This window comes from Tamlana carrageenivorans (assembly GCF_002893765.1).
GTDB classification, from domain to species: domain Bacteria; phylum Bacteroidota; class Bacteroidia; order Flavobacteriales; family Flavobacteriaceae; genus Pseudotamlana; species Pseudotamlana carrageenivorans.
The window spans coordinates 2,966,683-2,987,232 of record NZ_CP025938.1 but is presented as its reverse complement, the minus strand read 5'-3'; the positions used below and the strand labels follow the sequence as shown (position 1 = coordinate 2,987,232).

Below are 20,550 nucleotides of genomic sequence, written 5' to 3'. Positions count from 1 at the left end.
ATTTATTGAATAACAGGGATTGGCGACTGCACTACGCCTTTACCTTTGTTGAATTCCCAAAACGGAATGGCAGGTTTATTTTTACCAAATACATAATTGTATTTCTTTAAATAATAGTCTCTAGATTTAAACTCATCTCCCAATTGAGCCAATTTCTTATTAAGCTTGGCGTCTAATTCATTCTGAAGAGGTTCAAACTCAGGGTTACCCAATAAATTATTCTGTTGATATGGATCGGCTACATTATCAAAAAACATACTTGGCCCTTCTGTGGTTCTCGCATAAGTATATTGTTTCGTCCTTATCGCTCTGTATGGCAAATTTGGATATCCGCCAGCAAAAGGCGCCACATTCATTACCAAAGCTTCACGGTCTGCTTCAGGGTCTGGATTTTTAATTAATTCAGATAAATCTTCACCTTCTATACCGTCTGGAATTTTGATATCAGATAAACCTAAAAGAGACGGTAATATATCAGGTGTATTTATAGGAGCATTTACTGTAATGCCCTTTAGTTTATCTATTCCGGGATATTTTATTAAAAACGGAACGCGTATAGATTCATCCCAAGCGACTTGTTTTTGAAAGGGTCTAACATCATGTGCGCCCATCATTTCACCATGATCTGAAGAAAATACTACTATCGTATTTTCATTTAAACCTAAAGCATCCATCTGTTTTAACAATAAGCCTATGGCCTCGTCTGTTGCCGTGGCATGAGCATAATACCCTTGTAACTCTTCTCGACTACGTGATTCAAATTTCGGACTTACATTAGGATTAAGAATCAGTGATTCTGGGGGATACATATCTTTATACTTCTGTGGCGCAGAGACATGTGGAAAATGCGGTGTTGCTATGGACACAACAGCCAAAAATGGAGCATCACCTTTTGCATGTTTTTCTAAATATGAATTCGCATCCTCTACAATAGCGAAAGGCGAATACTTATCCCAATATTTAATTTCAGGATTATCATTATCATAATAAGGCATTTTATTATAATCGTGAGAACACTCTAAAGCTTTCCAATAGTCGAATCCTTGGCGTCTTTCTTTTGGTGTAAAGGCAGAACGTCCGTGTCCGTCAAGATGCCATTTCCCCCAATAAGCTGTATTATATCCTTCGGCTTTAAAAATCTCAGCCATACATAATTCTTCTGACGGCAAATACAAATCGTTTAAAAACATGCCCGTAGTTGTTGGAAACCTACCTGTAAGCAAAGCTGCGCGATGTGGTGTACAAACAGGGGTTACCGAAACCGCATTAGTAAAATTAACGGCTTCTTTTGCCAAAGCATCCAAGTGTGGCGTTTTCACATTAGGGTCTCCCGCATAACCTAGAGCAGAACCGCGCCATTGGTCTGTAAGGATATAAACTATATTTGGTTTTGTTGGTTCTTCTTGCTGTTCAACCGTTTTCACTTTATCCTTGCAGCTAACCAGCGTAAAACTTGTTATCAATGCTATTTGAAGTATCGCTGTTATTTTCATAGAAATGGCCATTTTTTATAAACTATATTTTGTTTGAAATTTATAGGTACCCGGTTGGGCTAAAACCTTAATTATATTTTTTTCTTTTGATGATATGAGCAACACACTCTTAGTCTCTTTAAAAACCTCATTATGCATTTTTAATGACTCTGAATCATCTGCTGGAATTTCAATCTCGGCAGTCGTGTTTGGAGGCACAACAACTTCTAAAAACAAGGTTTCATTTTTTATTTCCCAAGAAGATGCTACTTCTCCATAAGGCGTATTTAAAGTTGCTGATGCCGATGTTAACGGTGCTTTTGGTATTGGTGCGATTCTAATGATTTTATAACCCGCTTGTAAAGGTGCAATTCCTGCAATGCGCTCGTACATCCACTCGCCTATTGCTCCATAAGCATAATGATTTAAACTATTCATACTCATCGGGTTATAACCTTCTGTTTTGCTATAGCTATTCCAACGCTCCCAAATGGTTGTTGCTCCTTGGTTTATTGAATAAAACCAAGACGGATAGGTTTCATTAAATAAGAGTTTGTACATTAAGTCTATTTCTCCCGTTTCATCTAATACCTCCGACAGTAATGGGGTTCCTAAAAAGCCAGTACGCAAATGATTATCGGCTTCGCTAATTTTTTCTAATAACTGTACTTTTGCGTTTTCTTTATTTTCTTCAGAAATTAAATCGAAAGCTAAGGCTAACAAATAAGAGGTTTGGGTTGCAGTAACATCTTTTACTTTACCATTTTTAAAAAACGCTTTTTCGAAGGCTTTTGCTACCGATTTGTATAAAGCTTCATATTTAGCTTGTTCCTCTTTCTTTCCAAGAACCTCGGCAGTTTTTGCTGTTAATTTTGCCGAATGCGCAAAGAAAGCGGTACCGATTAAACTATGTGAAGTATCCCCTTTGTTATTTCCATTTTCAGGATATGGCTGTAACCAATCGGCAAAAGAATTCATATGCGAGATGAAATCTGTTGAAGACGCTTGATGATGCGCTACCCATTTTTTCATCATATCGTAATTTTCTTTTAAAATGCTAACATCGCCCGTTCGGTAATATATTTTCCATGGAATTATAGTACAGACATCGCCCCAGCCAGAACTTACTTTTCCATTGTGTAACACATCTGGTACAACAAATGGAATACCTCCGTTATCATATTGCGATTCGCGTACACTTTGCATCCAACTGGCCCAAAACTTATAAACATCGGCATTAAACATCGATGTTGGTCCAAAAACTTGCGCATCGCCCGTCCAGCCCATACGTTCGTCGCGTTGCGGACAATCAGTAGGGATATCGAAAAAGTTGCCTCTTAAGCCCCAAACGATGTTGTTTTGCAACTGATTTAGCTTCTCGTGAGACGTTGTGAACGTGCCATTTTCATCAGAATTAGAATACTGCACTGCACCCTTAACCCAATCTTTAGAAGGTGTTTTTGAAGCATCAAACCCACTTAACTCTACATACCTAAATCCGTGGAATGTAAACTTTGGCATCCATTCTATGGTACCTTCTTTTGCGGCTATATAGTAATCTGTAGATTGCGCACTTCTGTAATTGTCTGTATAAAAAGTCCCGTCTGGCGATAACATTTCAGAAAAACGAATTTTTAAAGTATCCCCCTTTTTCATAGGAACTTTTAACACAGGTACCCCAACCATATTCTGTTTCAAATCGAAAATAGCTGCATCTTCTTTTAATATAATCTCTTTAGATTCTAATACCATTTTAGATTTAACGGTAGTATGACGTTTTGGTTCTAATTTAATGGCTGATGTTACTGGGAACGCTTGTACTGCTTTCCAGTTTTTATCATTAAAATTATTTGTAGTCCATTGTGGCATTTCTAAATGAGCATCATAGGTTTCACCATCATAAATTTCTGAGATTCGTATTGGGCCTTGGAATGTGGCTTTCCAAGTATCATCTGAAATGATGGATGCTTTGGAACCATCTTTCATGGTTACTTCTAGCTGACATAATATTTTAGGTGATTCGGTATCGCTCCAGTAGGATTTCATCCAACCTAAACGGCCAGAATGCCATCCTGCAGCAACTTCAACACCAATAGTATTTTGTCCAGATACTATTAAATCGGTAACATCATAAGTGATGGTTTCAATTCGCTTTTTATAAGGCGTATACCCTGGAGGCATCACGTCATCGCTCACATCTTCTCCATTGATAGCCACATCAAACACACCTTTTGCCGTAATATATAATCTGGCTGTAGCCACATCGTTAGACAACTCGAAGCCTTTTCTTAAATATTGTGGTCTATGAATAATGTTATCCTGACTTCCTAAAACGCCTTCTTCTTTGGTAGGCAACCCAATCCATTGAGCTTTCCAATCGCTGTTATTTAATAAGCCTAATTCAAAATTCTGAACCGGACTCCAATTTGAAGCCTTATCATCCTGATTCCAATATTTTACTTGCCAAAATACTTTTTGACGTGACTCAAGCGGTTTACCCTCGTAGTTTATCCATACAGATTGCGAAGAAAATTGCTTATTAGAATCCCATAAATCGGGATTGCTTGGCAATAGTTCTGGACTACTAGCTACCACAATCTGGTAAGCCGACTGACTAATTACTCCTTCCACAACGGGTAATTCCCACGAAAATGTAGGTTTAGCATCGTAAAAACCTAGCGGATTTTTAAAGCCTTCGGAAATGGTTAAATTATCTACAGTCTTTAGTGATGTTTTATCTGCACAAGAAAGTTGAAGTAGTAGAATAAAACAGACTAATAACTGCAAGAGAGGTTTTATTGTGAATTTATTTAGCATGTCATTAAAGTTTAGTTTGAATTTTATAAGTACCTGGTTCGGCTAAAATGTTAATTAATCCTTGATCTGAATCTATGAGTTTTATATTTGATTTTTCGTTAATTATATGACCATTTACTGTTACACTTTCTATAGATGCATTTGGCACGGTAATTTCTGCAGTTGTATTTGGCGGAATAACAACATCCAGTATAAAAGTTTCTTTATCTTTTTTCCACGAAGTTGATGCTAGCCCATAAGGGGTATTAATACTTGCTGCTGCCGATGTTAATCTGTCGTTTGGTAGTGGTGCTATTTTAATTTTCTTGTATCCAGGAGCTAATGGAGCAATCCCAGCAATGCGTTCGTACATCCATTGCCCAATGGCTCCGTAAGCATAATGATTAAGGCTATTCATGCTCTGCGGATTATACCCTTCAGCTTGGCTATAACTGTTCCAACGTTCCCACATTGTTGTCGCTCCTTGATTGATAGAGTAAAACCAAGAAGGATAGGTTTCTTTAAATAAGATTTTATACATCAAATCTATCTCTCCCATATCATCCAAGACTTTCGGTAAAATGGGCGTCCCAATAAAACCTGTTCCTAAATGGTAATCGGCTTTTTTAATTTCTTCAAGTAAGTGCTTTTGTGCTTTTATTTTGGTTTCAGGTTTTAACAAATCAAAATAAATTGCCAATAAATAACTGGTTTGGGTTTCTTTAACATTCTTTACTTTTCCGTTTTTATCAAAAAAAGTATCTCTAAAAACTCCAGCTATGTTTTTATGTAAATCGTAATATTCTTTTTCATCTTTACTATGTCCTAAGATTCCTGCCATTTTAGAAACTAAAAGAGACGAGTGGGCAAAATATGCGGTAATGATTAGCTCTTTCGAGGTATCTCCACTATTTCCACCTTTTCCTGTTTTGGTTGGATAGGGTTGTAACCAATCTCCAAAAGAACGCATTTTGGGGATAAATTCTTTGTCTTCTATTTTCGATTTATAAAAACCAATCCATTTTTTTGCAGCTTCAAAATTTTCTTTTAAAACCCTTTTATCACCTGTAATGTTATAAATATTCCAAGGAATAAGCACTACAGCATCTCCCCAACCAGGACTTGCTCTGTTAATTTGAAGGACGTCTGGCACAATCCAAGGGACTAATCCGCTTTCGTGTTCTGACTGATTTTCTCTAAGGCTTTGCAGCCAAGCTGTCCAAAACGCATGGGTATCATAGTTAAATAGTGATGTAGGCGCAATAACCTGAGCATCACCTGTCCACCCCAATCGCTCATCTCGTTGCGGACAATCGGTTGGAATATCGAAAAAATTATCACGTAAACCCCAAGTAATATTACTTTGCAGCTGATTTAGTTTGTCATGAGAGGATGTAAAGGTTCCGTTTTTCTCAAAATCTGAATGTTGTACTATACCTTGTACCCAAGAAGATTCTGGTTTCGCATTTTTATCATAACCACTTAGTTCTACAAATTGAAATCCGTGAAATGTAAATTTCGCAACATACTCTACAACACCATCTTTAGCAGCTATATAATAATCGGTTGACTTTGCAGAACGATAGTTTTTAGTATAAAAAGTATGGTCTTTTAGCAACATTTCCGAAAAACGGATTTTTAAAGTATCACCTTTTTTCATCGGTACTTTTACTTTTGGTACGCCTACCATATTTTGTTTTAGATTAAAAACTGCCGAATTTTCATCAACCGAAACAATTTCTGCATCTTTTAAAACCTGTTGATTCTTAACGGTATGATGTCTTTTTGGTGCTAATTTAACATCCCTAGAAATAGTCTCAACTTCAACCAATTCCCAACTACGGTCATCAAAAGTAGCAGTGTTCCAATCTGGTATTTCGAAATTGGCATCGTAAATTTCGCCATCGTAAATCCCCGCTAAACGTATGGGGCCATTTGTAGTACCTTTCCAAGATTCGTCGGAAATAATGGTATGTTTTGAACCATCTTTCATGACAACTTCTAATTGACATAGAATTTTAGGTGATGCAAAATTTTCATACAACGCTCTACCTCTACTAATTCTTCCTGAATGCCACCCAGATGCTAGCTCAACAGCTAGGGCGTTTACACCAGTTTGTAACAGGCTAGTAACATCGTAAGTAAGTGTTTCTATGCGATGATTGTATGGTGTCCAACCAGGCGTCATGACGTCATCACTCACATCTTTCCCATTTAAGTGCACATCAAAAACACCTTTTGCCGTAATGTATAGTCTAGCAGAAGTGACATCCGAAGATAACTCAAAACCCTTTCTTAAATATTGAGGCTTGTGCATTAAAAAATTCCGAACACCTTTTATGCTATCTTTTGCCGTGTTTAATCCTATCCATTTCGCTTTCCAATCGGCATTTTTTAACAAGCCTAATTCAAAAGAATTAATCGCACTCCATTCTGAAACTTTTCCATCTTGATTCCAATAGCGTACTTGCCAAAATACGTTTTGTCTTGATTTTAATTGTTCTCCTTGATATTTAACAAAAGTAGATTGTGGACTTTCTTGTTTTTTAGAATCCCATAAATTTGGGTTATTCGGTAAAAATTCTTTTGAAGTCGCCGCAATAACTTGATAGGCCGATTGCAATTTCACAGCTTCTGAAACGGGTAGTTTCCAAGAGAATGAAGGCGTATCATTGTAAAACCCTATAGGATTTTTAAAACCTTCTGAAACCGTTAAATGTTCTGGTCCTTTAACTAAAAACTTTTCTGTACAAGCCAGCAAAACACCTAAAAAGGTGAAACTTACCATTAAAAAGAAACAAAGCTTATAGGCTAAAAATTTATACACGAATCAAAATTTAAATTGAACTTTTATGAGACTAATATTATGATACTGTGAATAGAACTGTTTTATATGGATTGAATATTGTTAAAAAGCATGGTTACACTTTTGTTCCTTTAGCCGTGACTTACAGCATAGCGCTTTTTACTTATTTCGGTAAAGAGGCTGCCTAAAAAGTTGTTTTTACCTCAATCTGAATTTATTTCAGATCCTTAAAATTATTGAATTTCAATATAATGAGATTCAGTGTCAAGCACAGAATGACAATTGTTTTAACTTTTTAGACAGCTTCTTCCATTGAAGACAAACTTTTCTAATTCACAACTAGCTTTTTATATACCGTAGTGTTATTTCCATTAGAAATTTTAATCATGTAAAGACCTGATTTAAATTTCATTTGGCTATCAATCTTTAGTTTATCTGAAGTCATTTTAGTTTTAAAAACAGATTTACCAAGCATATCATATATGTCTACATAAGCCAAGCCCTCAAAATTATTCAAACTAATGGTAAATTGATTATTCGCTGGATTCGGATAAATTTTCACTCCAAAAGCATTGGAGTCTATATCTGGTGTACTAAGCGTATTAGATTCTACAATCCATTTAGATCTCGCATCCGAATTCCCAACATGTTCTATGATACCATTAGGATTATGGTAAATGTAATGTGAGTTATTTCTAGTTACAAATTGGTAGGTTTGGTCTGCACTGTTATAAACCACAGAAAACTGTTTATCGCTATCTTCTCTTGGAGCACCAAAACCCGTATTTATTAAATCATTTGCAGGATTTCCAGCTGCTCTCAAAATACCTTTATCCGTTCTTTTGCTTTCTATATTGTAATAATTACCCGCTTTTACAAACTCCCATTCCTTATCACCAGGAACTACATTTGTACCGGTATCACTTTCGACAACATCAGATCCTACGGAATGGATATATTTTCCAGTAACATAGTTTTTTAATCTGTATATGTCTCCAGTTAAATCATTTGGATCGAAAATCTTAAAATTTACAGTAATTTCAGAAGAGTTCACCGTTTGACTTGAAGCATTGTAAGCCACAGCTTGTACGGTATAAGTACCGTCTGTGCTTGGCGTCCAGTCAACCGTATAAGGAGCGGTATTATCTTCGCTAAAATAAGTACCATTAACCAAAAATTCTACTTTAGAAATACTACCATTTTCATCGGTAGCTTCTGCAGCTATTTGTACTGTCTCGCCAACATCATAAGTAGTACCATCCATAGGGGAAGTTAGCGATACCCTAAACGGTTCTTTTATAATATCTAGATCTATTATTTGTAAATATAATGGCTGGGCATTACCCGATTTATTTTCCATCAAGTAATAATAAACTTTACCTTCATTAATATGCACCACCCCATGATCAAAAGTTCTACCAGAAGTAGCCTCATAAATTCTTGTGAAATTATTGGTCCCTCCTTGAGTACTTTCTATAAAAACACGCCCATTACTAAGACCAATTAAAAAAACACTATCACCGGATGTATATAATTCTGAACCTCCTCCAGAAAAATTATCAGATGTCGTAAAACTTGTTGCTCCAGAAGGTTTATACGTATGCAAATATTTAGTAACATTAAACTGATTATCTTTTACTTTACTTATAATATGCACATCACCATTTTCTGTTACGGTCCAATCGAAACCATCTACAATACGAAGCGCGTTTTTATCGGTTCCTTGCACATAATCCCCTGGTTCCATTACTTTAATCAAATCAGCATCATATAAAGGCACAGAAAAAGGTTCTCCTTTATAATTTTTCCAACCTGTTGCGCCACTTTGGTCATCGGAATATGCATAATACACCCCATTTTGGTATTCGTATTTATCATTATTATTAGCAGATCTTCTTTGAAAACCAATACGTAACTTTCCGTTAAGGTATTTCATTTCTCCATAAAGACCCCAATTATAAGTTATACCAGGTTGATTTTTTGCATTTAAGGCATTAAAATCTATAAAATTACCCCAGTTACCAGTACTAGCATCGTATTTTATAAATTTATACATCCCGTTATTGTTGCCGCCTTCACGCATTAGCATAAATAGTTCGCCACCATCATTTAAAAAGAATTTAGGATAGGTTAATGCAACAAATTCAGATTGCGGTGCAGCTCCAGGCATTCTTAAATGCTTATAGTTTCCACTACTACTTTGAACAAATTTATCTAAAGTAAAATCGGCATCTGGTAAGGAAGCAACGTTTGCTAAGGAATACGAATACCTAAAATAATCATTAGCCAAACTACCATTAGATGGTTTAGTTGCACTATAGGCATGCATATCGTAAAGCAAATGAATCGATCCATTTAAAGGACTTATTCCTACAGCAATCGTGTTGTGGGATTCACCAATCCAATATTGATTTTGAAAGCCAGTATGTCTGTGCGGAAACTCAATCGTTGCCTTAGTTCCCGTTTTGGTATTGTACCGCGTAAGCATGACATGGCGCTCTGCCTTTCCACCTTTATACCAAGTCATAAACACATAATCGCCGTAGGTTTTTATACAATCGCCGTGTGCAGAAATATTTTTTCCAAAATAATAATCGTAAGGCGCATTATCTCCTGTATTTGCAGTACCGCTTGGAACTTGATTACCATCAAAGTGTAAACCTAAATCGGTTATATTAATCTCATTTTCCAATACAACCTGAGCATGCAAAAAGCAAGAAAACATTAAAAACCCTAATAACCACATGGTTTTAAACCTCTTACATCTCTTTAATTTTCTATTTATCATATTTTTAGCTGTTTAGTTTGTTTAACAGCTAAAGTTATAATCTTTCGTAATAATGGCTGTACTGCTTTACAGGGGTAGAAATGTAGCACATTTGTAATCAACTTTTTAGTCCAAGTAAAACAACTCTTCCAAAGGCATGGTAACTGGCGAATTATCGGGATTTACTTCCATAATATCAGCCATAAAATCCCACCATTTTTTAACAATGTCGTTATTAGCCAAATCTTGAGAGTTATTATTCCCTGAAACTTTTTGAAAGGCAAAAAGCGTGTCGGTATATTCATCTAAAAATATCGAGTATTCGCTAACCCCTGCTTCTTTAAGTAACTGTTTTAGCTCTGGCCACAACTTATCATGACGTGCTTTATAGGCTTGCTTTTGACCTTTATTTAATTTCATCTTAAAAGCTATTCTTTGCATATTCTTTATTATTTTCTTTAGTTTTTATGATATAAAAAATCATTCTACTAAAAAATAGAATGATTTTTAAAATTTTAATTACAGATGATTTCGTCTACGACTACTGCTTAACAATCTTTTTTGAGAAGCCCACACCTTTACCTTGAAATTCTACAATGTAGATTCCAGCAACCAGTGCATTAACATCTAATTCCATTGACGTATTGCCATTTAATTTTCTTGTTATCACCTCTTTACCTAGTAAAGAATAAACTGAAACTTGCTCAAAATTAGAGGTTAAACCACCAATAGAAAGTACTTCTTTGACTGGGTTTGAAACAAACACTGAGCTTGTATCAAACTTCGAATTACTTAAAGTAGTGGCTTCCCAAGAAAACGTAACACCTGCTCCACCGTTTAATTTTACTTCAAGACCATCACCAGCTGTTTGAATTCTTCGCTTAGCTTTTCCAGCCCAACTACAAGTTGCACATGTATTCTCACTAAATATTTGAGTTCCAGAATTTCTCGTTGGATTCCACACATCTAAACCATCAGGACTAGGAGCTGCAGCCGTATTTCCTTTAACACCTATTACAGGTGAATCGACATCAGATTGTAAAATTTCAACCAACCCTCTTCCTGCAATAACAGATTCGATATAATAAAACCCTGATCCTATTGCACCATCTGGAACTTTAACCGTCTTAAACTGTTGCAATTCTGGTTTAGCGGTATTTAGAGGTTGATATGTCAGTTTTTGTTCCCAAGTTCCAAATATTGGTGGGGTTTGGTCTGGTAAAGTTAAATACAAATCTTCACCATCTACTTTAATCATATAGGTTGCTTCCATATGATCAAAAGCATTACCTTGAGCTTGCACCTGTAAAGCAAATGCACAAAAGAATAATGCAGCAATAAATTTTAAAGTAATTTTTTTCATAATAAATAGTTTTAATTGGTTATTAATAAAATTTAGTTCTAAACACCTAAGTGTCCGACTCTAAAGTTAATATGGTTTAAAACTATTCTTATCCTGCTTTACCCTGCTCGACCCTAAAAAACTTATTTTTTCTTTATTTTTTTCAATAAAATGCATTTTATTACATAGAATAAAACACTATATACAAATTATAATCTGAGTAGATTTTACTTTGAATTATTAACAATAAAATTTTCTAATAAAGATCTTACGTGCTCTACTGTCCCTAATTTTATTCCGTTATTGGTCGCACCTGTTATCCAGTATAAAACCATTCCTGCGTCGGAGCAGTCCCATTTACCTTTTTGAAACTTCACCACATCATCAACTTCAGCTAACTTTCCCATAAGCCAAACAAATTTTACGCTATCATCTTTATGGTTTTTTGCCCAATCCCAATGTGATTCATCTACTTTTAAATTCATATTTTGATCAGGAATACGCACTTCTTCTACTCCAAAATCTAGAATACTTTGCCAAGTATAAAAATCGCCAGCATCGTCGTTAGCGGGGTGATGTGTTACCACCTTAACAAATGAATGTTTCTCTTTTTTTGAAGCTGCTAAAGCAAAGCCAATAATATCAGGCTCTCCGGCTTCTATAATCCAAAGTGGGTCGGCTTCAGACGAGTTATTTATAGCTTTACTCAAATCTTTTATAGTTTCATCTAGCTGCCATTTGGCATCAAAAAAGGTTAGATTTCCAAAACCACCCCAGCGCCTTGCTGTTCCATCGCAAGCGGTTTGCATCATGGCATGCCTTTCGTATTCAGCCGCTACCGAAATACGATCTACGCGAACCAAATCACAGCTATGGGAATAATGCACTAATTTATTTTCTAAACCTGTAGCACGTAATAATGCCAATGAAACTGCTGTACCACCTAAATCGTCTGGGTCTGGAGAATTACCATCTGCCACTATGGCGATTCGGCCCTTTGGAGGTTTTATTGTTGGCTGAGCTGTTAAACTGGTAGAAATTAAAATGGCTAACAGTAATAAAGCTAATTTATTCATATGATTTCTATTTATTCTTTTTATAAAACGTGTAAGTTGATGGTGACTCTTGCACAATCTCTCCTTGTCCTACCGGCGTAAAAACAAGACCTGCCCAACGTGCGCGAGTCCATTCCGTTCCATCTGTAGCTACTTGGGCTTCAATGGTTATTTTATCTCCTTTTTTAAGTTTAACATTCTTCCAAAATCCATTAAACCGTTTTCCTTCTTCCCAAAGCACTGGTGTTATTGGGGGTTGGTATACGCCTAGTTCTGTCTCATTAAGTTTTATACGGAATGTTGAACGGCCATCATTTTCGCCTACTCCTACAAAAATAACATCGTAGCGACCACTCTCAAAATTAAAGGTTTTTGATGTTTGTGCTTTTTTATGTTTTTTAGGATTTATAGCCATCCAATTTTTACCATTTTTATAAAAATGTGTTCCTTCAACAGGAAATTCTTGAGCGGCGATATACTTATTGCCAGGAAGACTTCTTGAAATAGTTTGATAATAGGACAATTCGGGTTTAGAATTATCAAACTTAGGCAAATTACCTGTTGCTAATAACACAGTAGGACCTATATCGATGGGCACATAATTAATATCGTTAGATAGCACAAACTTATCAAACTCAAACCCATCTTCACGCATACTAAATTGAACGTCATGAATTCCAGCATTAGGCACTTCTAAATATATCTTATGTGGTACACCACAGTGTTCCTCTTTAGTGCGTTGCTTACTTTCCCACATCCAATATGTTCTTCCTGCACACCACTGCATACGTTGTCCATGTTCAGGCCAATTACCATTTAATCCCACATGAAGGCCATTGTCTTCACTACCGGTACTCATGGCGCGCACCCATACATAATAACGGCCTGGGGAACTAAATTTAATTTTATAGCTCACTACAGCCAATTGCCCTGGCTTATTAGAAAAATTTTCTCCTCTAACAATGACATCATCATGGGTTACTCTGGTATCTGGTAACACTTCGATATAACTATAATTACTAGCGTTTAAATAATGATTAGCGTCTTCATCGCGCCCAACAATAGCAGCGCTGTCTTTTGTTGTACGGTACCATTGTCTAATTTCTGAATGCGTTTGATTGTTAAAATATTCGGCTTCTACAGCAACCAATCCTCCTTTTTCTTTAAAAACCACATCCTGATTCACTAAAGGCTGTTGCAAATTAAAGGTTTGCGCAATACAAGTATAGTTCGTTATTAAGGTTAGAAAAACAACAAAAATTTTAGTTTGAATTCGCATTAATTATTCACCTTTAAAATAACTGTTTTTAGATCTTTTTCTTGAGAAGATGCCCCAACTGAAATAGTAAAAGTACCTGGTTCTACAACCTTTTTCATATCTTGATTTAAGATGTTCAATTCATCAAAACCCAATTTAAAACTAACGGTTTTGGTCTCACCGGGCTTTAATGTAATACGCTCAAAGCCTTTTAATAGTTTGAGATAGCGCCCTACAAAAGCAAAGTCGTCACGTACGTACATTTGCACAATCTCATCACCTTTTACTTTTCCTGTATTGGTCACTTCAATTGAAACCGTTGTTGTTCCATCAGCATTTATAACCGCATTTTTAAGCTTTGGTTCGCCGTATTGAAAAGTGGTGTAGCTTAGGCCATAACCAAATGGAAACAGAGGTGATTTATCACTAAATCGATACTTTCCTTTTCCAGACCCTATAAAGTCTGGACGCTCTAAATATGTTACAGGAGTTTGTCCTACCGATCGAGGAAAAGACATGGTAAGTTTCCCTCCTGGGTTTACATCTCCAAAAATGACATTGGCTACAGCATCACCAGCACGCATACCCCCATACCACGTTTCTAGCACAGACGGTATATTTTTTGCTATATAATTTATACTCAATGGACGGCCATTAATGAGCACCACAATCACTGGCTTTCCTGTTTTATGAATGGCTTCTACTAATTCTTTTTGCACACCATACAAATCAAGATCGGCGCGATCGCCACCTTCACCACAGGTTTTATGAGAGCTCCCTACAACTAATACAACAGCATCCGATTTTTTTGCAGCAGCAATAGCTTCAGGAAATCCCTCCTTAGAAAAACTATCAATATCGCAACCCTCTGCGTAGTTTATTTTTACATTTTTCCCCACTTTTTTCTTTAAACCATCTAAAACCGAAACATAATAAGGGGGTAACCCAGAATAACCACCCAAAAGTTTATAAGTTCCTTTTTTAGGACGTTCTTCGTGAGCATTAGGACCAATAACAGCTAAGGATTTAATTTTTGAAACATCTAGTGGTAAGAGATTATTATCATTTTTAAGCATGATAATAGATTTTTCTGCAATTTCCAATGCAAACTCGCGATGTTCATCGGTGCCTGCTTCTACTGTTTCTGTGTCAATCGCTTTTGGTTCTGCATCAAACAAACCTAATTTATGTTTTGCGGTTAAAATACGTGATGTGGCTTGGTTTATATATTTCTCCAATGAAGGATTCTTAATTACGGTATCCTTCAAAATATTGCTATGATAGGTTGCCAATTCAACGTTCTTCCCTATGACCAAATCCATATCAACGCCTGCTTTTAATCCTAAGATAGCCGCTTCCGTTCTGGTTTCAGCAATAAAATGCATGGTTTCCAATCTTCCTACATCATTATTATCAGACACAATAAAACCATCAAAACCTAATTCATCTCTTAAAATATCCTTTAACAACCACGTATTCATATGACATGGTACACCATTAAAATCTTGATGCCCTGGCATAACAGAGCCTACCCCTGCCTCTTTTACTGCCGCCTCGAACGACGGAAGATAAACCTCACGCAAACGACGTTCAGACATGTCGCTAAAACCACCATTTATACCACGTCTGTTTTCTGGGTATCCCACAAAATGTTTTGCCGTTGCAATAACATGGTTTTCATCAAATTGTTCGTCACCTGTACCTTGTAAACCTTCAATAAACGCAACTCCCATTCGTGAAACCAAATATGGATCTTCACCATAAGATTCTTCAACACGACCATAGCGCGCATCTCCTGCATAAACATCTAAGTTTGGAGAGTAACAATGAGTAACCCCTAAAGCACGAGCCTCTTTCGCTGTTTGCGATGCCATTTTCTTAATAAGTTCTGGCTCCCAAGTTGAGGCACACGCTACGGCTTGTGGGTAAACTGTTGTGTTACCGTAATAATCGAGAACGAGCCATAATCCATGTAATGCTTCTCCGTATTTCATAACAGGAATACCTAGTCTATCATTTGCAGGTGCGTCTTGCGTCATCTCTGCAATTTTCTCTTCTAAGGTCATTTTATTCAGTAAAGCAGTTACTTTCTTTTCTATTTCTAATTCCAACTTAGAATTTAATGATTCTTTTCCTGGTTGCGCTATGGCTGAAAACAACATAAAAAATAAGGCTGCTGCTAAAAATATTTTTTTCATAGGATTTTTGTCTTTCTATACATAAATATCGCAATATATCGAGGCAAATTATATTTTCTATACTGCTCTGTCTGTTTATTATCATAAAAAAACCGAAACACAAGTGCTTCGGTTTTTTTTAAAATTATAAAATCGTTTCTACCTATACCCATTATTTGATGGGTCGGATTCGAGTAATGCAGGATTTACTTGTAACTCCTGTAAAGGAATTGGTAATTTTACGTGATACGGTCTTATATTAGTATTAGGAGTCCAGAAACGGTATTCTAAATTTTCGACTACATCGAATAAAATACCCCATCTTATTAAATCGTAACGTCTATTACATTCACCTGCCAATTCCCATTTTCTTTCATCATAAATGACTTCTCTAAATTCTTGCTGACTAAGTCCTACAAGCTCCCATTCTGCTTGCGTATTAAAAGCACGTTGTCTTATTGGGTGTATGTATTGATAAGCATTAGCGGGTCCATTTAATTCGTTTTCGCACTCGGCAGCCATTAAATACACATCGGCTAAACGGAATACGAGTCTGTTATCGCTATGATTAAAACGTGGCGAATCATCCACATCCAAATTCCATACTTTTGCCATGTATGGGAAATTTAAATCGAAACCTAAATAGTTATCCACGATGTTAATAGAACGTCTTAAGTCATTTAAAGGAAATTTTTCAGCGAAATCTTTTGCTGCAACTTGTAAACCTGTTCCATTAAAAGCCTCTCCTCTAGCCTCTAAAGCATCTGCTAGAGCATTTCTTTCACTAGAGTTTTTAGGTTCGTCTCGTAAACGCGGTGAAAACATACTTGGCCTCCAGTTACCGTTTCCAAAAACACTAGGAAAACTACCATCAGCTCGAACGGTTCCTTCTTCAAATTGACCACGGATATCTTTAGCAAAATCTAAGGACCAAATTATTTCGTCGTTATACTCATTTTTAGGATCGAATACATCTGCATAATTTGATAATAAACGGTGTGGAGACTGGTTAATAATTTCTAAGGATTTATTTAAACCTGCCTGCCAATTTTTTTGTTGCATATGCAATTTAGCCTCTATAATAGCTGCCGTCCATTTGGAAGCACGACCACGTTGTTCTTCTGGATAGTCTGATGCTAAATGCAGCTGAGCAAATTGTAAATCGGCTAATACACTATCTAAGATCGTCGCTTCATCTGCTCTCCCTAATACGCGAATTTGATCTAAAGTTAGAGCTTCAGTATAAAATGGTGCATCGCCCCAAAGGTTGGCAATATGCCAGTAACATAACCCTCGTATAAATCGTACTTCGGCTATTATATCGGTTTGGGCCGCTAAAGAAATAGCACTATTTCCTGTTGTTTTATCGATTATAATATTAGCATTATAAATAACCCTGTATAAATCTTTCCAAGTATCTGAAACACTCATTTTTTGGGTAGACGCATCGGCAATAGCTTCATTTAAAGAATAATTACCCATAGGTTCTACAATGTTAGCAGAACGATTAGGTTCTAAAATATCGGCACCGTTATCATAAAATAAATCTAAACCTAATTGGCCATAAATAGAATTGTTTTTAAGAATAGCATAAATGCCAACAACAGCTTGCCTAACATCGGACTCTGATCGATAAAAGGTTTCGGGAGCTACAAGAGCTCTTGGATCTTCCTCCAAAAAGTCTTCGCATGCAAAGCATGAGAACAATAATAATGTATATATAATTATATTTTTAGTTTTCATCTGATTTGATTTTTAGAATGTTACATTTAAACCTAAAGTTAGTGTTCTTGGGTTAGGATACGACCCGTCGTTATAACCTTGGGCTATATTCCCTAAACCATTTCTACCAAATCTACTGCCTTCAGGATCTATAAGTCTAAAGTCTGACCAAAGTAACAAGTTAGTCCCTGTTAAATAAATAGACGCATTTTTTATACCTGGCATCCCCATTTTTTCTACAGGCATATTAAAAGCTAATCTCACATTTTTAAGTCGGATGTGAGACCCATCTTCTACATATTCTGAGTTTGGTGGAATACCAGTAACCGAATCACTACCAGCTCTAAGAATATCTGAACCTTGATTAGTTGGAGTCCAACGGTTAGCGATATCTTCAAATTTTGTAAACTCACCTCTTGTAAAATAGTGGTTACGCATTCTTAAATTATAAACTTCGTTACCTTTTGTTCCTTGAAAATAGAATGAGAAATCAAAATTTTTATAACTAAACTTATTTTCGAAACCAAAAATTATATCTGGCAACGGACTTCCAAGCACCACAGCATCGTCATTAGAAATTATACCATCGCCATTTTCATCATGAAATTTAGGTCCACCAACAACTTGAGGATCTCTTAAACCAGACGCATCGATTTCATCCTGACTTTTCCAAGTTCCCAAATATTTAACACCTGTAAAAACAGGTACAGATTCGCCAACAATTAATCTCGTATTACCAGAACCTAAAATTTCATCCACGACAACATCTATATAATCAACACCACCAAGATCTAGAATTTTATTTTTATTTGAGGATAACATTAGAGTTGTTGACCAGTTAAAATTAGCGGTACTAATATTATTTGTATTCAAGCTTAATTCCCAACCTTTATTTTCTAAAGCTCCTACGTTTTGCAACTGACTGGTAAATCCTGTCTGTTTAGGAATAGTAACATCTAATAATAAATCGTTTGTTTTTTTGTAGTAATAATTAAACTCGGTAAAAATACGACCTTTAAACAGTGATGCCTCTAAAGCTATATCTAAAGATGTGGTTGTTTCCCATGTTAAATTAGGGTTAGACGGCCTACCCAAGGTTAATCCTGTTTGCTGTATTCCGTTAATTGTAGTATTTGCTTCAACCAATAGTCCTTTAGTTCTATAAGGATCTATGGCTTGATTACCAGACTTTCCGTAACTCGCTCTTAATTTAAGTTCGTTAAATGTTTCTTGATTCTGCATAAAAGGCTCTTCAGATACTTTCCAAGCAGCTGCTACAGATGGATAAAATTCATATTTATTATCGTCTGCGAAAACAGAACTCCCATCGGTACGGCCTACTAAGGTTAACAAATATCTATCCTTATAACTATAGTTTAGCCTCCCGAAAAATGAAGCAATTTGAAAACCACTATAATCACTCGTAATAATATTTCGGTTTGGATCTGCATTTTCTAGGTTATTAAACCCTGTTGCATCATTGGTAATACCGAAAGCTTCAGATTCTACAATTTCTGTAGTCACTTTTTGAAACGAGGCCCCAGCCAATGCTGTTATTTTGTGATTTTCATTTATATCAGATTGATATTGAACGGTGTTTTCATTATTCCATCCTTTTGTTAAAACCGTTCTTACGCTCGCATTCCCCCCTTCACCTAAGTAAAGTAAATTTGGACTTTGACTTGAAGTAAATCGGTTTTGTTTAGAATTATCAAAATCTGGACTAAATGTAGAACGAATAATCCATTTAGAAGAAGGACTATAGTCGATATAAAATGAACCTAAAAGGTTATTTCTAAAGGTTTCATTTGTATTTAAGTTCATATTAGCTATAGGGTTAGACCATGGCGATCCTGTTACTTCATCAAAACCATTATAAGTCCCATCATCGTTATAGATAGGCTGGGTTGGTAAAGAAGCTATGGCATTTCCATAACCAACCAAACCATTTTTCTGGTCGATATACGAATAATTTACACGAAACCCAGTTTTTACTTTATCGCTAAGTCTTACATCTATATTAGATCTAAAAATATACTTTTCGATACCACTAGTTTTTACAATTCCTTCTTGATTAAAATAGTTTAAAGATGTATAGTAACTCACATTTTCACCAGATCCAACAACAGATACATCGGCATTGAATATTGGAGCTGGGCCAAGTAATAAATCAAACCAATCGTTATTAGGGTAATCGGAAGGATCACCAGGAAAGGGAATGGCAGCACCTCTAAAATCGGCACTTTCGTTGGTAAAAGCAATTTGTTCTTCTTGAGATAACATTTTAGGCAACTCGGGTACCATTTGCATACTCGTATAAACATTAGCATTTACTTCTGGTTTACCTAAGTGTGCTCCAGTACCCGTTTTTGTAGTGACTAAAATGACGCCATTGGCTCCTCGTGATCCATAAATAGCGATAGATGAGGCATCTTTTAAAATTTCAATTGACTTAATATCGTTACTATTAATATTATTTAAGTTGAAATTTATCCCTACTACAATACCATCAATAACCCATAAAGGTTCGTTACTCCCTGTAATGGAGTTACCTCCCCTAACACGGATAACTGATGCCGCACCAGGCGCACCACTGGTTTGTGTAACCTGAACCCCGGCAGCCCGTCCTTGAAGCGCCTGATCTACACGCGAAACAGGATTGACATTTACGTCCTCTGAACTGACACTAGAAACAGATCCTGTTAAATCGGATTTTCTTTGAGTTCCGTAACCAATAACAACAACTTCATCTAAGCTATTATCAGCTTCTAAAGTAACATCTATTTCTGTTTGTGTTCCTACAACGACTTCTTTGGAAGCATATCCAACGTACGAAAACATTAGGACGTCATTTGCCCCCGCTTCAATCGTATAAAACCCATCAAAATCGGTAACTGTTCCTTTAGAAGAACCTTTAATAATTATAGCTGCTCCTGGTAGCGGTTGGCCATCGGCCGAAACAGTACCTTTAACAACCTGAGCTTGTACTGAAGTGTAACTCATAAAGAGTAAAAGCATCCAAAAAAATGGCTTATTAAGCCACAATAAGGTGATCATTTTTAATTTCATATTAATTCAACATTTAGTTAGTAATTTTTAAATTTACAAGAGGGTAAAAGTATTATTGTCCTGTTTTATCCTGTTCAACTCGAATA

General features: G+C 36.1%; 11 protein-coding genes. All 11 read right to left on the bottom strand.

The features are described from left to right. Positions 1-2 precede the first annotated feature (2 nt). Positions 3-1,493: a sulfatase family protein gene (locus tag C1A40_RS13040; protein ID WP_158651365.1), complete on the bottom strand. Its 1,491-nt coding sequence runs from the start codon at positions 1,491-1,493 to the stop codon at positions 3-5. Between the two features lie 15 nt (positions 1,494-1,508). Then, complete coding sequence (locus C1A40_RS13035; RefSeq protein WP_241910417.1) at positions 1,509-4,259, bottom strand: alpha-L-rhamnosidase; 2,751 nt, start codon at positions 4,257-4,259, stop codon at positions 1,509-1,511. A gap of 34 nt (positions 4,260-4,293) precedes the next feature. Then, positions 4,294-7,095 carry a family 78 glycoside hydrolase catalytic domain gene (locus tag C1A40_RS13030; RefSeq protein ID WP_241910416.1) on the bottom strand — a complete coding sequence of 934 codons (2,802 nt, stop codon included), beginning with the start codon at positions 7,093-7,095 and terminating at the stop codon, positions 4,294-4,296. A 307-nt stretch (positions 7,096-7,402) separates the two neighbouring features. Continuing rightward, complete coding sequence (locus C1A40_RS18205; RefSeq protein WP_241910415.1) at positions 7,403-9,820, bottom strand: T9SS type A sorting domain-containing protein; 2,418 nt, start codon at positions 9,818-9,820, stop codon at positions 7,403-7,405. 147 nt (positions 9,821-9,967) lie between these two features. Next, positions 9,968-10,282 carry an L-rhamnose mutarotase gene (rhaM, locus tag C1A40_RS13020; protein ID WP_102996267.1) on the bottom strand — a complete coding sequence of 105 codons (315 nt, stop codon included), beginning with the start codon at positions 10,280-10,282 and terminating at the stop codon, positions 9,968-9,970. A gap of 100 nt (positions 10,283-10,382) precedes the next feature. Then, positions 10,383-11,204: a T9SS type A sorting domain-containing protein gene (locus C1A40_RS13015; RefSeq protein WP_102996266.1), complete on the bottom strand. Its 822-nt coding sequence runs from the start codon at positions 11,202-11,204 to the stop codon at positions 10,383-10,385. Between the two features lie 206 nt (positions 11,205-11,410). Next, complete coding sequence (locus tag C1A40_RS13010; RefSeq protein WP_102996265.1) at positions 11,411-12,259, bottom strand: hypothetical protein; 849 nt, start codon at positions 12,257-12,259, stop codon at positions 11,411-11,413. 7 nt (positions 12,260-12,266) lie between these two features. Continuing rightward, positions 12,267-13,517, bottom strand: coding sequence for a hypothetical protein (locus tag C1A40_RS13005; protein WP_102996264.1), 1,251 nt, complete (start codon positions 13,515-13,517; stop codon positions 12,267-12,269). Continuing rightward, on the bottom strand, positions 13,517-15,694 hold the full coding sequence (locus C1A40_RS13000; protein WP_102996263.1) for a beta-xylosidase: 2,178 nt from the start codon (positions 15,692-15,694) through the stop codon (positions 13,517-13,519). Before C1A40_RS13000 ends, C1A40_RS13005 begins: the two co-directional genes overlap by 1 nt. Before the next feature lie 138 nt (positions 15,695-15,832). Continuing rightward, a complete protein-coding gene (locus C1A40_RS12995; RefSeq protein WP_102996262.1) occupies positions 15,833-17,416 on the bottom strand; it encodes a RagB/SusD family nutrient uptake outer membrane protein in 1,584 nt (527 codons plus the stop codon). Positions 17,417-17,428: 12 nt separating this feature from the next. Further along, positions 17,429-20,464, bottom strand: coding sequence for a SusC/RagA family TonB-linked outer membrane protein (locus C1A40_RS12990; protein WP_241910413.1), 3,036 nt, complete (start codon positions 20,462-20,464; stop codon positions 17,429-17,431). Between the last annotated feature and the right edge of the window lie 86 nt (positions 20,465-20,550).